Consider the following 15,396-nt stretch of genomic DNA (forward strand, 5'->3'; position numbering starts at 1 on the left):
CGACCCTCATACGCGGGCCGGCATATGAGCCGTGTCGAGGCGCCGATGAATCAGCGACACGATCGATAGCAGGTCTTCGGCATCCTCTTTGGACATCGACCAGTGAATGCGGGCCTCATGGGCCGTCGGATTGCGGAACATGCCAAACGTGCCGCGAACAAGATTGGCAAATCCACTCTGCTCGCTGCGCTCGCTGGCGGTGGATAGCGCGTTGATCGCCAGAAGCGGCGGACTGCCGGCGAGGACACGGTCAACAAGCGCAGCGCCGTCGTCGGTCAGGCCCGTCCGCGTCCGCATCTTATCGGCAACGCTTTTGACCGCCTCCTGCACCGCATGAAAATAGTTGTCGGCGAGAAGTTCGGCGCGACAGAACTTGAGAACGTCGGGGTGCACGCCGCGTCCTTCGAGATCCGCGCGCAAGTCGCGAGCACGCCGCTGTGCCTCGGGCAGGGTCTGGGCGGCTTCCGCCATCTTCAGCTCGCCCGACTGATCGACGAAAAGACCCGCGAAGGCCAACGCCTGGTTAAGTCGCGCCCGCATCGGCTCATAGCGGTCGGGCTCCCGGCTATACCGCGCCGGCTTCATGGCGCGCCGAATGAATTCGAGGATATTAGTGCGGTTCTGCTTTGTGTTCTGGCACTCGGCGAAGGCGTTGTAGAGGCGGACGCGCTTCGTCGCAGGCCCCGGATCGGTGATCTTGCAGGAGGCGAGCAGGTGCTCGATTTCCGGCCCTGTCAAACCCTCTGATGTGTCGCCGAGTGCGCCCGCGATCGCCTCCAACTGATCTTGAGTGAAGAATGCCATGGGCTCTTCACCGGCCGTTCGCGAGGCGCCGCAAGAACGTCCTGGCTGTCACCAGGACGACGTGGAGCCGGAAGGTGCTGTGATCTTCGTCGGAAAGCCCCGGGTGCGACCCTTCGGTGTGCAGCATTTTGAAGAGGCCGTTGATGTAGTTCTTGCCGTCGTGGGTCCACTCGTTGCGATCCCTTGCAAGAAAGCCGATCTCAGCAAGGAGCGCGCGCCGGTTCTCTGAACTGGGACGTGCCGCCGATTCCGTGGGGCGCACATTTCGAGCAATGTCGTCGAACAAGCTCTCGATGAACGTTCGAAGCTGTCCGTTGCAGGCGGCCCAGTCACCACGCGTGTGCGCTTCGATTGCCTGGTCGAGGTGCCCGAGTGGGGTGACGAAGCCGAAGCGCTTGAGGAGCTGATGGACCTCGTCGTCGGTCTCCGGGAGCTGGATTTCGCCGGGAAGCGCGGCGCGGATTGATGCGTTCCGGCCATAGTCGTCCCAGACCAGGACGTATCCGTCGCGCGCGAGCCCGCGGGCGAATGCCGTTTGGAGCGGCTGCTCCGAATCTTGCTGAGCCAGTTGTGCGGCTTGCCGGATCACCGCTTCACCCAGGGTCATGCTGCCGTCGAGCGTATCGAGGATCGTGTCCGGGCGTTGCAAGACAACGCGGCCGAGGAGATCGCATTTCTTTGCGACGCTGAGAGTGGTGCTCGAGGAAATCTCGTCCTCGAGCCCAAGCCGCAGGACCATCTGATTGAATTTGGCTTGGCTGTGCAGTTCGAGCAGTTCGACTGCAGCAAGGAGGGTCGGTCGTGTAAACGGTGCAGATCGCATGGGTAGCCTACTCGAAGCGTAGGCCGAACAGGCCACCGGTATCCGTCGCATCGGTCAGCTTGGGGTCGATGACATGGGCTTGGACGTCAAAGCCTCGCTGGAAACCCTCGCGAGGCAGGGCGTCCGAGTTCATCGTCACAATGTACTGGAATCCGGCGGCGTCGGCTCGCTCCGCGCCAAGCTGGAGGGCCTTCGCCACCTGGCGCTCGTCTACGCCATCGAAAAGGTGGCTGTCGTGGATGAGGAAGCGCGGCCCGCGCCCATTCCTGATGCTGATTTCGGTCAACATGAGATCGAAGCAGAAGATCTGCATGTTGGTGATGCCCTTGCTTCGCTGGCCATCGATGTGGACCTCGAATTGAGGACCGCCACCGGTCTCGGAGATTGTGAGGCTGCCGGCCTTTTCGTAGAGCGACTCTGATAGCGCCTCGAAGGCGAGAATGGCCTCCCGGATTACATCGGCGCGTTCATGGATATCGTCGCGCAGCGCTTTGGTCAGATTGGCCCGTTCGATATCGAGCTCGGCCTTCGTGCTCTCGATGCGCTCGGCGGTTTCTAGCCGCTGACGCAAGCCCTCGATTTCGGCTTCGGCCCTGCCGGCCTCTTCGCGCAGGCTGGTATAGTGTTCAAGCGCGCCGCCCGAGCGCAGCACACCCATGATCTGCCGGCGGCGCCGGTCGCGCTCTGCGATGCGTTGGTCTCGCTCGGTCATCCGCGCTTCGGCCGAACCGATCTCGGCGTTGAGATGAGTGCGGCGGTTTTCGATGATTGTCCGATGGAAGCGTTCGACCTCGTCGAACCGTCGGCGGACCATATCCGGCAGGACTACACCCGCCTCGGCATAGAGCTTGGTGACATCGCCGAGATCCGGTGCATCCTCCTCGTTCAGAGACGCGCGAAGTTGCTGCACCAAGTCGCCATCGACGACGTTCTCGACGTTCAGGGCGTCGATCTCGCTCGTAATGTCGTTCGCTTCCCGCTCAAGTGCCTTGTATTCCGGTACGACTTCGAAGTTCTCAAGTTGAGCCCGTAGTCGCTCGGAACGTGCTTCGGCGATCGTGAGACGGGTGCGCAGGTCAGCGGCTTTGCCGAAGAATCGGCCCAGATCGCCGCTGCGAGCCGCCTTGCGAAGTTCCTGGGCAACCTTCTCCTGTCCGCGCAGCTCCTGAAAGCGGCCGGGAATCGTCCAGTCCAGGCCGAGTAGATAGCAGATGGAGACCTGCTGGTCCCACGTCTGCTGCATGGTGGAATGCTGCATCGGTTGCTGAAAGCCACCGCTGAGCTGCCGTCGTACGAAGTAGGAGAAGAGCGAGCGAAAGGAGGGCTGGAAGCGCTCTGCCTCGTCTCCCGCCGAAATGGGGAGGCCGAACCAGAGATGGCCAAGATTGGCTTTCCAGTTCTCATTGGACAGCTCGAACAGTCCCGCGCGCTCGTCAAATTGCGGCCTAATGGGCCAGCCTTCGACCGGACCGTTGATGAGAATTCGGCTGGGCTTTGCCCCGCTCCGAGCTGCCGAAATCGTCTCGTCGGCAACATCCACTGCGACATCGAAGGTCCACGGGGAGAGCGCATCGGAACGGAAAATGCTCTCTTTGCGCGCGTCGGCGCCGAACAGGAAATGCACAAGCTCGATGAAGCTGGTCTTGCCTGCGCCGTTTCGCGACTGACGATCGTTGGCACCTTCGCTCTTGTCGGCGAGCAGGATGTTCAACCCCGGCCCGAAGGTCAGGTTCTTGAATGACGCGAGATCACTGCCGAAGCGACGGATCATGACTGGACCCTCCGCACCAGGCCGCGCTCGAATTCGAGCGCTCCGATAGTGTAGAGTAGGTCCAGCGACAGGACGAACCACTGGTAGTCGATCGGCGCATTCGGGGCGTGCAGGGATCTTCGTCCGCGCACCTCATCCCACAACCGCGACATCGTCATCGGCCGCTTGAGAATTTCCAGCACTTCTGCGCCGACGCCGATCAGCGCACGATCCGGGCGGACATGTTTGGTTGGAAGGATCATAGTGCCTCCACGGAGGCGACTGGATCTTCGAAGATGTCGCAACTGTCGAAGAAGTAGGAGAGGACCGCCAAAGCCGCGCTTTGCCGCTTCGGCTCACCGTTGAAGCCGGCATAGTCCTGAAGGTGCTTGAAGATCGTGTCGGCTGGAAGGTCGAGCGCCTTGAGCTCGGCATAGCGCGTCCGGAAGGCCTCGGCGATACGCTCGCCGAGATCGGGCCGGGGGCTCTTGCGGAAGAAGGTGTCGACAAGGTTGGACTTGCGCCTGCCGATCCTCAGAAACAGCCCAGATTCCTCCGACAGGGCATTCTTTTCGAGCTTTTCGGGGGATGGGGGCGTCAGCGGTGGATTGGCGGGGCTGTCCTGGCGCTGGAGAGCGTCGATGATCGGCATGAGGTCGGACAAGACCAGTCGATCGACGATAGCAATCGATGCGGCAAATCCGAACAAGGCCTGCAGGGAGGAAAGATCCAGACCCATGGCGAGGGCAAGGAGCTCGGGCTCGGACCAGGTTGAAATCTGAAGCGGCGCGTGGGCCTCGCGCAGGGTGTCCAGGTGCTGGACCGCGTTCGGCGGCAGGCCACGGCCATCGTTATGGACGAACACCCATTCCTGCATGTTGCCGTCCCAGTGGGCGCGCGCACCGTGAAAATCTTCGTCGATCTTGGCGATGAGGTCGGCTTCCTTCATCGTCTCCGGTGCGTAGCACTGGAATACGGAACCGCTGCTGATCCGGCGGCCATCGCATTTCAGGTCTCCATACGAACCGTAGGGGCGAACCTCCTCGAAGTCGGCGCCGAAAGCGTGCCCGGCTAGCCGAACGAACCAGTCCTGGAACGCCGTGCCCTTCTGGGTGTGGAGCGCCAGACGGAACTTGTCGACGTAGATTGACCGCTGCAACTCATCCATGGCGCCGCCTTGCCGGCGACACAGCGCCTCGTCTCGCCGCCTTGGGCTTCGCTACGGCCGCAGCGGTCTGATCGCCCAGATGGTGGATCCGAAGCGCGGGACGCTTCGGCAGCTTCACGGTCAACTCAAGTTTCCCCCCGACTGCTTCGACATAGCTGCGAAGGGTCGACAAATACATGTCGGATTGCTTTTCTATCTTGGAAACGGACGGCTGCTTGATGTTGAGAGCGGAGGCGATGTCGGCTTGGCCCTTGCCAGCGATCTGCCGGAGCTCGCGGAGGCCATCGACCTCTTGCCGCAACTCGTCATACCGCGCCTCGATCTGCTCCTGCTGATCTCGGGGCAGGGAGGCTATGACCTCGTCGAGGCTACGTCCCATGGCACTAACCTTCTTTACGGATTTCAGGCTTTCCGGATGATAGGAAAACCGGGGACCCGTTTTTGCGACACTCTGCTTGCGGAAGCGGGTCGGCCCAGAGCGATGAGCGGCAGGCCGACTCCGGCGAGCAGCTCTGCAATGGCCTGTAGTTCGGTCTGAACCCAGCCTCGAACGCCTGGCGGTCCGCCTCGTATGAATCGGGTAACCAAACGTCGGAATCGATATAGCTTCCAAGCTATGTACGGTCAAGCGTGCCGAGGTCAGCATCAGTTGCCACCCTCCGCCACACCGGCAGCCCGAAGAAGGTCGCCGATGCTCGCTGATCGCATCTTGCAGCGCGCGATAACCCGGTCGAAGGATACGACTCGGCCGCTGCGGCCGCGCTCCGCGGTGCATGAGACCTCGCGATGTAGAGCTATGCGCTCAAGCGCCGCTCTGGCGGCAGCGCCGCCAGGCCGATGAACCTCCGGCGCATCGAAATCCGCGAGGCGAACCTCGATCCACTCATTGGGGTCGGTGGTCCTGCCAACGCAAAGGCCATCGCCGTCGCCCACGTACCGGACGGTGCCGAAGAATTGCGCTCCGGCCTGGAATGGCAGAGGCGCTTTGCACGGATCCGCATAGGCGGGCGCGATGGGGCAGACGACGACAAGCATACCCCCAAGAATGATCAACGGCCTGCTCACGCGGCAGCCCTCAACGCGCTGTTGCCCTTCTTCTTTTTCAGGAGCGCGCGGACGAACTTGTCCCAGAGCACCATGCCGGCGCGCTTCTCCGGCATGTAGTTCCAGCGATCATAGTTCTTGGAGCTGACGTCCTGAAGCGCGTGGTTCTGGAGGCGATCCCGGATTTCTTTCGGGACACCCGCCTTGCCGGCGAGCGTCTTGAACGTCCGCCGCAAGTCGCGGTTGGTCGCATAAGGGATGACGCCACGGTCACGCTGGCGCCAGACGAAACTGTAGAGCGTGCCGTGGCTGACCGGCTTCGAAGGGTCCTTCGCCGAAGGAAAGTACCATCCGAATTCGTTGGGCTTGATCGACTCGATAAGCTCGGCCGCAAGCGATGGAACCGGGACAGCGTGCGGTTGAAGGTTCTTCGTCTTCGACCAGTCGATGATCCGCTCGGCCGCGTCCCACTGATCGATATGCAGTCTCGCGATTTCCTCGACGCGCTGGCCGGTCAGCATGATGAGCTGCACGGCGCGCGGATATGACGGGTGGACGGGAGTGTCTGGGCATTCGAGCCAGCGATAGAGCTGAACGAATTCATCCTCGCTGAGCCAGCGTGTGCCCTGGACCTTGGGTTCGGTGGGGATGTCCGAGGCCGGGTTGAAGGGAATCCGAAAGCGGCGAGGCGAGGTGTTCCGATAGTCGTTGTCCGACTTCATCCCCCAGCTGAAGGCAGCATGGATATACGACCGCACGTGATCAGCCATCGATCGAGCGCCGCGCTCGTAGATCGGCCGGATCAATTCCACGATCTCCTCGGCCTCGATCTCGCGGGCAAGGCGATTGCGCCCGAGCGTGTCGGCAATCTTGTTGAGACCCTTCTCCGTTTCCTTCCATGAGGGCTTGCCAGCGGCCTTCAGCGACGCGACGTAGCCCTCGAACAGATCGGCGACGGTGCCTGGACGCGTGTCCGTCGCGATCTTGATGCTGCGACCTCTCTGGATCACGTCAGCGAAGTCGCGTTTGAAAATTTCTCGCGCTTGAGCCAGTGACATCGAGGGATACGAGCCGAGCTTCTTCTTCGAGCGTTTCCCGTCCCGCCATTGCTGCGCCATCCAATCGGCCGTAACGCGCTTCGGCATAGGCTTCAGCACGAGCACGAGACGGCCAGTTCCGCGACCTTCGCCGTCCGCGAGATTCTCTTGCTTCTGGCTCAGCTCGACGCGCTTCAGCGCATGCCGGATTGCGGTATCGGTCAGGCTTGGCATGGCGTTCCTCCTGCTCCCAACTGGGATCGGTCGAGGAGAAACGGGGATCGTTTGCTGGGATCGGAAAGCCGTTTTCAATCCCTCTAACCGCCCCCAATTTGCCATAACCGCCCCCTGTACGCAATGCGCAAAAACAGGCTATTTGATTGATGATTCAGCGGTATTGAGCGTGATCCAACGTGATCATCGACGGGGTAGTGGGGTGGTTGTGCACCAGGATCAGCGCGGTCGCCGACAGCTCGAGCGCGCGCTTGATCACCTCGCGCGGATAGACCGGGGTGTGGTCGACGGTACCGGTCTGCTGCACCTCGTCGGCAATGAGCTGGTTGCGCTTGTCGAGGAAGAGCAGGCGGAATTGCTCCTTGTCGGCAAACGCCATGCTGGAGCGGCAATAGTCGATCACCTCGTTCCAGGATGACAGCGCGTCGCGGCTGTTCACCTCACCCTTGGCGACGCGATGCGTTGCGGCGGCGATCAGCTTGAGCTGATGGATCGCGGATTCCCCGATGCCCTCGACCTCGCGCAGGCGCACCACGGGGGCATGGACCACCTCGGCGAACGAGCCGAAAATCTTGATCAGCGCCTTTGCCAGCGGCTTGGTGTCGCGCCGCGGCAGCGCCGCGAACAGCGCCATCTCCAATAGCTCGTAGTCGCTGAGCGCATCCGCGCCGGCACTGTAGAAGCGCTCGCGCAGCCGCTCGCGATGGCCGAGATAATGCGGCGCTTCCTCCGGCTTGCTCTTGTCTTGGTCTCGCTTGGCGGACATCGGTCACACCATGCCGTACGCCCCGTGTTTTGCAACCATGAAGTGTCTTGGTTGTAAGCGTCATGGCTTGAAGTGTCTTGGTTTGAAGTGTCTTGGCCCGGCGGCCGGTCTGTCGAGCGGCCGCCGGAGTGCTCACCGGTTGGCTACGGCGAAAGGCCGCCCGGCGGGGTGCAGACCTCGACCAGGACGTTGCCCGGCGCGGTGCAATAGAAGTGCGGCACACGTGCGCCACCGCCGCGGTCCATGAACGCGATCTTGCCGGGGTTCAGGCCCGCAGCCGACAACTCGGCGTGCTTGGCTTCCACCTCGCCCGCCGCGTCGTAATAGAAGCCGATGTGAAAGGCGGCGGGATAGTCGGCCGGTTCGCCCTTCTTGCCGCGCATCACGGTCAGGATGAAATCCTCATTGTTGCGCAACACGACGAGCGCCTCGCCGCGGGCCGCATGAGGCACGAAGCCGAAGAAGCGCTCGAAGAAGGCGGCAAGCGCCGGGACGTCCGTTGTCGCGAGGTTGAGATGTTGCAGTCGCATGGTTGCTCTCCGTCCAGGATGAAGGAACGGACGAGGCGAGATCTCGACGCTTGAGCGGCGGCCGGCATGACACGGTGACATGACCCGCCGAGCAGCGTGACGATCGCGTCACTCTGTCCGGCCGTGGGTCCTACCGTGGAGACGGTGGCAGAATTCCTGGGTTGAGGAACAGGCCGGGCTTACCAATCCGGCCATGCCTTTTTCGGCGCGATTTGAATAGCAAGGATCGTTGGCCTGGGCAACGCCGCGCTGCTTAACGGCCGCGCTTCAGCCCCGGCACCAGCGCGGCGAGCCGGTCCTTGATCGGCCGGCCGAACATGCCCGCGGGCGGCGGCCCCGGCGGTGGTCCACCGCCGATGCCCGGCGGCGGCGGGCCGGCGCGCCCGACGGTTGCCTCCGCGCGGCGGTCGACGCCGAGCGTCAGGCTCGCGACGTAGCGGTCGCGCTCCTCCTTCACCGCGCAGAAGGTGCGATGCTCGGGATCGGAACGCGCGATGACGTGGTCGTTGGCGTTGATCACCATGCGCTGTCGCGCGCGGTCGCCGTAATCGGGCACGTTGGTGTAGATGAACTCGTTCAGCGCGTCGGGCAGGAAAGTCTGCCCGGTCAGCACCGTGCGCTCGTCGAGGAACACCTTGAAATGGATATGCGTGGTGCGGCCGTCATACCAGCCGGGATAGATGGTGTTGAATGTCACCCAGCCGGCTTCATCGGTGACTTGCGTGCCGCGCAAGAACGTCTTGCCGGTCGCGTCGATGTTGTGCGCATCGCTCTGGCCGGGGAAGGCCGAATAGAGCCCCTTCGCATCGCAATGCCAGATGTCGATCCGCGCGCCCTTGATCGCCGTGCAGGGGCCGGCCTCGATCACGCGCAGCCGCAATGTCAGCGGCACGCCGGGCCTTCCCTCGGCGATATCCGACCTGACGAGTTTGGGGTCGGAATAGAACGGCCCTTCCTCCGCCTGCGGTGTCAGGATGCAGGCCGGCTCGCTCTCCGCGGCGTTGGCTGGCGCTGCCTGCGCGCGGGTTTGCAGCAGACCGGTGGCGCCGGCCGACACAAATCCCAGAAACCCGCGCCGCGTCGAATTGTTCACCCGCTTACTCCTGCTCGTTCGATCAGAGATCGTCATCGACAAGCAGGATGGCAAGATCAGGCTTTGAAGATGGCGACAATCAGCCCCGCGGTTTCTGATCATGTCGCGCGGGCAGGGGCACCGTGACCGCCACCACGCCGACGAAAATGAGCGCCATGCCGGCAAGGCTGGACCAGGTAAAGCGCTCGCCGAGCCACGCCGCGCCGAGCGCCACGGCAAAGCCCGCGCGCAGATAGCTCCCGCTGGTCGTGCCGAGCGGGCCGAGCGTGTGGATCAGCCGGAAATAGATCACCATCGCAAGCGCCGTGCAGACGACCGCGAGCGTGATGACAGCTGCGATCGCCGCGGCGGGCGGTGGCGAGAGTGTCCACGGCCGCTCGATGGCGGCCGCAGTGGGGATCATCAGCACTGCTGCGCAGCTCATCGCTCCGGCCGCCGTGACGATTGCGGGCAGGCCCGAGAAGCGCTGGCCCCATATCGGCGCGAGTGCGTAGCTGAGGCTCGCGCACAGCACGGCGATCTGGGCCAGCGGAGCCGCCGTGCCGATCCCCGAGAACGCCTCGGCTCCCATGGTCACGGCAACCCCGGCGAGCCCGAGAGCGACGCCGATGATCTTCCGGCCGGTGATCGTCTGCCGCCCGTGCCCGGTCATCAGTGCGATCGCGAGCACGAACATCGGCGGGGTCGCGTTGAGCACGCCGGCCAGACCACTCGCGATGTGCGCCTCGCCCCAACTGATCAGGGTGAAAGGCAGCGCGCTTTGCAGCAGCCCTTGTACGACGAAAGCCGCCCATACCGATCCTCGGCGGGGAAGGGCGTGTCCCTGCGCGAGCGCGATCAGGGTCAGGAGAATGGCCGCGATCGTCACCCGCGCGGCGACCATCGTGAAGGGCGGTATCGTCGGGATCGCGACCTTGATCAGCGTGAACGAAGCGCCCCAGATCAGCGAGAGCAGCAGCAGGAGCCCGATCTCGAATGCGAGAGTGGCTTGCCCCGACGTTGTGTGTTGCGCCTGTGTGCTCATGTAATTTGCTTCCGCGATTTGCCGGCACCATGATGCGGAGCGGCATTGCAGGCTGGCCGAATTCGGACCTCATCACCCGACGAGGTCCGATTTCAGCTACTCGGCGGACCGCGTTGAAACTATGATTTCGCCATGGCGACAGGCCCGGCGCATCGGCAGACGCTGCCACCGCATCTCGATTGGGAGACCTGCGATCGGGCACGCCTCGCGCGCGCCCGCGCGTTCGATGGCCTGTTCTTCTCCGGCGTCCGCTCGACGCGCATCTATTGCCGGCCGGTCTGTCCGGTGCGCCCCGCTCGCTCCGAGAACGTCACTTTTTATGCGACCGCCGCTGCCGCCGAGCGCGCCGGCTTTCGTCCATGCCTGTGCTGCCGGCCGGAAACCGCGCCGGGTTCGCCGGCCTGGATGGGAACGGCCACCACCGTCGCGCGCGGGATGCGCCTGATCCACGACGGCTTTCTCGATCAGGCGTCGATGACGGAGCTTGCGGAAGCCCTCGGCGTCGGGCCGCGCCATCTGCTCCGCCTGTTCATGCGCCACGCCGGTGCGAGCCCGAGCGAGATCGCGGCGACACGACGCGTGCAGGAAGCCAAGCGCCTGATCGACCAGACTGAGATGACGTTAGCGGAGATCGCTTTCGCCGCCGGCTTCGGCAGCGTTCGTAGATTCAACGACGCCTTTGCCGCGACCTACAAGAGGGCGCCGTCGTCATTCCGGCGCAGGCGATAGCCGACGCGCCAGAGTTAGCCGATCTGCTTCTCACCGTGCCGCTCCGACAGCGTGAAGATCTCGACGCCGGTGGAGGTGACGCCGACGGAGTGCTCGAACTGCGCCGACAGCGAACGGTCGCGCGTCACGGCGGTCCAGCCGTCGGAGAGGATTTTGACGTGCGGCTTGCCGAGATTGATCATCGGCTCGATGGTGAAGAACATGCCGGGCTTGAGCTGAACGCCTTCGCCCGGGCGGCCGATATGGATGATGTTCGGCTCGTCGTGGAACATGCGGCCGAGGCCATGGCCGCAGAAATCGCGCACCACGCTCATGGCCTGCGGCTCCACAAAGCTCTGGATGGCGTGGCCGATGTCGCCGGTGGTGGCGCCGGGTTTGACGGCGGCGATGCCGCGCATCATCGCCTCATAGGTCACCTCGATCAGCCGCTCGGCCTTGCGCGCGATCGGGCCGACCGCGTACATCCGGCTGGAATCGCCGTACCAGCCGTCGACGATGAAGGTGACGTCGATATTGACGATGTCGCCCTCTTTCAGCGGACGGTCGCCGGGCATGCCGTGGCAGACCACGTGGTTGAGCGAGGTGCAGGTCGAGTAGCGATAGCCGCGATACATCAGCGTCGCCGGATAGGCATTGTTGCTGAAGGCGAAGTCGCGGACGAACTGGTCGATTCGCTCGGTCGGCACGCCGGGTGCGACGATGTCGGTGAGCTCGTCGAGGCACTTCGCCACCAACGCGCCCGCCTTGCGCATGCCGGCAAAGGCGGCCGGCCCATGCAGCTTGATCTGTCCGGTCTTGCGCAGGGAGGTATCGGAGGCTTCGACGTAGCTCATGCGGGCGCTATCTTCTGAAATGGGCTCGATATTGGCGGAAAGGATTGATTTCAGGCCATAATCTAATGATCGCGGGCCTTCATGCAAGCCAAGCGTGGCTCTTGCACCCGAAACAGGGCCTAATTCGGGACTTCTACGGTGGTTTCCACCGGCAGCGCGCCGCCGCGGACGCGGATTTCGCGGACGGGATAGGGAACCCGGATGCCCTCGCGCTTGAAGGCCTCCCACAGCGCCAGCATCACGTCGCTCTTGACGCCATCCATGCCGTCGGGGTCCGCGATCCAGAAGGTCAGCGAGAACTTCATCCCGGCCTCCGCGAACTCGGTCAAAATGCTGTTCGGCGGCTTGCCCTTCTGCGCGCGGGGATGGGCGGCGGCGGTCTCGGCGGCGAGCTTGCAGACCAGCCGCGGGTCGGCGTCGTAATTGGTCCCGAAGGCGATCTTCACCAGCGTGTTCTTGTCGGTATAGGTCCAGTTGACGACCTTCTGCGTCACCAGATCCTCGTTCGGCACCAGGAATTCGCGGCCATCGCCGGCGGCGACGGAAATATAGCGCGTCTTCATCGCACTGATGCGCCCGGTATTGTCGCCGATGGTGACGAGGTCGCCGGGCTTCACCGACTTGTCGGCGAGCAGGATGATGCCCGAGATGAAATTGGCGACGATCTTCTGCAGGCCGATACCGATGCCGACGCCGACCGCGCCGGAGAACACCGCGAGCGCGGAGAGATCGATCCCGACCGCGCCGAGCGCAATGACGATGGCGATGGCCAGAAGCCCGATGCGGATGATCTTGACCAGCAGCACCTGCACCGACGGCGTCAGGTCGGTGGTCGCGTTGATCCGGCTCTCGGCGAAATTGCTTGCGATGTTGGTGAGCCACAGCGCGATGAGCAGGAGCGCACCGGCCTTGATCACCAGCAGCGGCGTCAGCCGCAGGCCGCCGAGCACGATGGCGAAGGAATCGAGCAGCTCGACCGTCGCATCGAGCTGGCCGAGGATGGAAAGGGCGGCGACAAACCATGCCGTGATCGACACCAGCCTGACGATGAAGGCATTGCGCAGCACCGAGGTCACGAGCCGGATCACAAGCCAGGCCAGGCCCAGCTTGGCTGCGACCATCAGCAGATAGCTGCGGCTCGGCCATGTCGCGTGATACATCACCACGCGCTCGATGATCACCAGCAGGGTGAACACCGCCGTCGAGGCGCTGGAGACCATCACCCGCGCGAAATGCCGGAGCGGCAGCGGCCAGCGCATCGCCAGGGACGTCATGTCGACGCGCCTGCGAATACCAGCCTCCGCGGCATAGGCGATTCCGGCTGCGGCCAGGATGAGGCCGAATTGCAGGTAGAACCAGGGTGAGGAGATTTCCGCCCCGACGCTGCGTGCGGTGGTTTGCACGAACTCCATGAAGTCTTTGAGGTCCATGTCCATCGGTCTCGTCGGGAAGCGGGCGGGCGGAATTGATTCGAGGGAGCCGCAGAATCCCACAAAGGCAGCGGCCCGGCCATCGATACACCGCTAAGTGAAGTGCGTTAAGGCCGCAAAATACGGGCAGATTGCCGCGAACGGGCGAAAATGGGTTGGCGCGGGAGTCCGCCGACGATAAGGATGCAATTCCAGCGAATTGTACCCGGAAGGTGGATGGCTTCCCTCGACTCTGTCAGCCTCGCCATATTGCTCGGCGCCGTCCTCGTCATGGCCGGTATCCTGTCGAGCCTGCTTGCTCTGCGCTTCGGCGCGCCCTTGCTGCTCGTCTTCCTTGCCATCGGCATGCTTGCGGGCGATTCCGGCCCCGGCCAGCTTCAGTTCGACGACGTCCGCACCACCTATCTGGTAGGCTCGGTGGCGCTCGCCCTGATCCTGTTCGACGGCGGCCTGAAGACGCGCTTTGCCAGCATCCGCACCGTGCTCGCGCCCTCCGTGGTGCTCGCGACCGTCGGCGTGCTCCTGACCGCGCTGATCACGGCGCCGTTCGCCAAATACGCGCTCGACCTCAACTGGGCGGAATCGCTGCTGGTCGGTGCCGTCGTGGCCTCGACCGACGCCGCCGCGGTATTCCTGCTGGTGCACACCCAGGGCCTGCGCCTGCGCCCACGCGTCGGCGCGACGCTGGAGGCCGAATCCGGCACCAACGATCCGTTCGCGATCTTCCTCACCCTGATGCTGGTCGAATACATCTCGCTGGGGTCGAGCTCGGCGGGCCACGTGGCGATGGAGTTCATCCAGGAGGCGGTACTGGGCGCCGCCGTCGGCGTGATCGGGGGACGTCTCGTCGTCGTCGCGCTCAACCAGGTGGCGCTGCCGCAGGGCCTGCATGCGCCGTTCGTGACCACGGGCGCGCTCGTGATCTTCGGCGGCTCGCAGATCATGCACGCCTCCGGATTCCTCGCGGTCTATCTCGCCGGTATCATCATCGGCAACCGCCCGACCCGCGCGCATAATTCGGTGGTGGCCTTCCTGGATGCCGCGACCTGGCTGGCGCAGATCGTGATGTTCGTGTTGCTCGGCCTGCTGGTTTCGCCGACCCGGCTCGGCGCCAGCGTGTTGCCGGCGGTCGCCGTCGCTTTCGTCCTGATGCTGGTCGCGCGGCCGGTCGCGGTGTTCGTGTGCCTAGCGCCGTTCCGCTTCAACTGGCGCGAGAAGATCTTCATCGCCTGGACGGGCCTGCGCGGCGCGGTCGCGATCTTCCTGGCGTCGATCCCGATGCTGGTCGGGCTGTCGAAGGCCTATCTCTATTTCGATGTCGCCTTCGTCGTCGTCATCATCTCGCTGCTGCTGCAGGGCTGGACGCTGGCGCCCGCCGCGCGCAAGTTGCACGTCGCGCTGCCGCGCGCCGAGCGTGGTCCGCGCCGTGTCGAGCTCGATCTGCCCGGCCAGCTCGAGCAGCAGCTCGTCGGCTATCCGGTGCGGCCCAAGAGCCTGTATTTCCGCCGCGGTCTGATCCCGTCATGGTCCAAGCCGACGCTGGTCATCCGCAACGAGAACATCCTGACCCCGACGGAAGCCGATCCGATCGCGCCCGGCGACTACATCTATCTGCTGGCTCCGCCGGAAAAGGCCGAGGCGCTCGACCGCTTCTTCGTCGACATGCAGCCGAGCTCGGCGCCTGATCCGCACCTGCTCGGCGACTTCATGGTCTCCGGCGAGCACACGCTGGCCGAGCTCGCCGAGATCTACGGTGTGCGGGCCGGCGAGGACGAGAGCAAGCTGACGCTCGCCGACTATTTCGACGTTCATCTCGACCGCGCGCCGAAGGAGGGCGCCGAGCTCGCGCTTGGCGAGATCGTGCTGGTCGCGCGCTCGATCTCAGGCGGCCGCGTCAACGTGGTCGGCCTGCGCCTGCCGGAAGACGACGAGACGCCCCCGCCGCTGACGCGCAGACAGGCGCTGCGGCGCAAGCTGGCTGACGTCTGGAGCTCGGTGGCGGGGGTCTAGGTTCAGCCGTCGTGCTGGCGAAAGCCGGCCCAGTGCCAGCGACCGTAGTTTGGTTGGGCAAAGCCAACCAAGAACGCGTCATTGCGAGGAGCTCTTGCGACGAAGCAATCCAGAGTCCCTC

15 protein-coding genes are annotated in these 15,396 nt (G+C 64.0%); 2 read left to right on the forward strand and 13 right to left on the reverse strand.

From position 1 onward, the window contains the following. Positions 1-6: 6 nt before the first annotated feature. The 11 genes from NLM25_RS04210 to NLM25_RS04260 form a co-directional block, all read right to left on the reverse strand. Positions 7-804: a TIGR02391 family protein gene (locus NLM25_RS04210; RefSeq protein WP_254136156.1), complete on the reverse strand. Its 798-nt coding sequence runs from the start codon at positions 802-804 to the stop codon at positions 7-9. 7 nt (positions 805-811) lie between these two features. After that, entirely contained in the window at positions 812-1,627 is an 816-nt protein-coding gene (locus NLM25_RS04215) for a hypothetical protein (protein ID WP_254136157.1), read from the reverse strand. A gap of 7 nt (positions 1,628-1,634) precedes the next feature. Continuing rightward, positions 1,635-3,398: an ABC-three component system protein gene (locus NLM25_RS04220; protein ID WP_254136158.1), complete on the reverse strand. Its 1,764-nt coding sequence runs from the start codon at positions 3,396-3,398 to the stop codon at positions 1,635-1,637. Beyond that, positions 3,395-3,640, reverse strand: coding sequence for an ABC-three component system middle component 6 (locus NLM25_RS04225; protein ID WP_254136159.1), 246 nt, complete (start codon positions 3,638-3,640; stop codon positions 3,395-3,397). Before NLM25_RS04225 ends, NLM25_RS04220 begins: the two co-directional genes overlap by 4 nt. Beyond that, positions 3,637-4,545 carry an ABC-three component system protein gene (locus NLM25_RS04230; protein ID WP_254136160.1) on the reverse strand — a complete coding sequence of 303 codons (909 nt, stop codon included), beginning with the start codon at positions 4,543-4,545 and terminating at the stop codon, positions 3,637-3,639. Before NLM25_RS04230 ends, NLM25_RS04225 begins: the two co-directional genes overlap by 4 nt. Beyond that, complete coding sequence (locus NLM25_RS04235; RefSeq protein WP_254136161.1) at positions 4,538-4,924, reverse strand: XRE family transcriptional regulator; 387 nt, start codon at positions 4,922-4,924, stop codon at positions 4,538-4,540. The genes NLM25_RS04230 and NLM25_RS04235 overlap by 8 nt, the downstream gene beginning before the upstream one ends. Positions 4,925-5,606: 682 nt before the next feature. Further along, on the reverse strand, positions 5,607-6,860 hold the full coding sequence (locus tag NLM25_RS04240; protein WP_254136162.1) for a site-specific integrase: 1,254 nt from the start codon (positions 6,858-6,860) through the stop codon (positions 5,607-5,609). A 154-nt stretch (positions 6,861-7,014) separates the two neighbouring features. Then, complete coding sequence (locus NLM25_RS04245; protein WP_254136163.1) at positions 7,015-7,626, reverse strand: RadC family protein; 612 nt, start codon at positions 7,624-7,626, stop codon at positions 7,015-7,017. A 143-nt stretch (positions 7,627-7,769) separates the two neighbouring features. Further along, positions 7,770-8,156 carry a VOC family protein gene (locus tag NLM25_RS04250; protein ID WP_254136164.1) on the reverse strand — a complete coding sequence of 129 codons (387 nt, stop codon included), beginning with the start codon at positions 8,154-8,156 and terminating at the stop codon, positions 7,770-7,772. Positions 8,157-8,409: 253 nt separating this feature from the next. Further along, a complete protein-coding gene (locus NLM25_RS04255) occupies positions 8,410-9,249 on the reverse strand; it encodes an intradiol ring-cleavage dioxygenase (RefSeq protein WP_254136165.1) in 840 nt (279 codons plus the stop codon). A 79-nt stretch (positions 9,250-9,328) separates the two neighbouring features. Further along, entirely contained in the window at positions 9,329-10,273 is a 945-nt protein-coding gene (locus tag NLM25_RS04260) for a DMT family transporter (protein ID WP_254136166.1), read from the reverse strand. Positions 10,274-10,405: 132 nt separating this feature from the next. Here NLM25_RS04260 and NLM25_RS04265 point away from each other — a divergent pair, with 132 nt between their 5' ends. Then, the gene (locus NLM25_RS04265) at positions 10,406-11,002 is read left to right on the forward strand and encodes a bifunctional transcriptional activator/DNA repair enzyme AdaA (RefSeq protein ID WP_254136167.1); all 597 of its coding nucleotides are present in this window, start codon (positions 10,406-10,408) and stop codon (positions 11,000-11,002) included. Between the two features lie 14 nt (positions 11,003-11,016). Here the strand turns inward: NLM25_RS04265 and map are convergent, their stop codons facing one another. Together map and NLM25_RS04275 are read right to left on the reverse strand one after the other, a co-directional pair. Next, on the reverse strand, positions 11,017-11,835 hold the full coding sequence (gene map, locus NLM25_RS04270; RefSeq protein WP_254115336.1) for a type I methionyl aminopeptidase: 819 nt from the start codon (positions 11,833-11,835) through the stop codon (positions 11,017-11,019). Between the two features lie 119 nt (positions 11,836-11,954). Continuing rightward, positions 11,955-13,271 carry a mechanosensitive ion channel family protein gene (locus NLM25_RS04275; RefSeq protein WP_254136168.1) on the reverse strand — a complete coding sequence of 439 codons (1,317 nt, stop codon included), beginning with the start codon at positions 13,269-13,271 and terminating at the stop codon, positions 11,955-11,957. A gap of 210 nt (positions 13,272-13,481) precedes the next feature. Here NLM25_RS04275 and NLM25_RS04280 point away from each other — a divergent pair, with 210 nt between their 5' ends. Continuing rightward, entirely contained in the window at positions 13,482-15,275 is a 1,794-nt protein-coding gene (locus NLM25_RS04280; protein WP_254136169.1) for a potassium/proton antiporter, read from the forward strand. Positions 15,276-15,396: the final 121 nt, after the last annotated feature.

Source organism: Bradyrhizobium sp. CCGB01, assembly GCF_024199795.1.
Classification (GTDB): domain Bacteria; phylum Pseudomonadota; class Alphaproteobacteria; order Rhizobiales; family Xanthobacteraceae; genus Bradyrhizobium.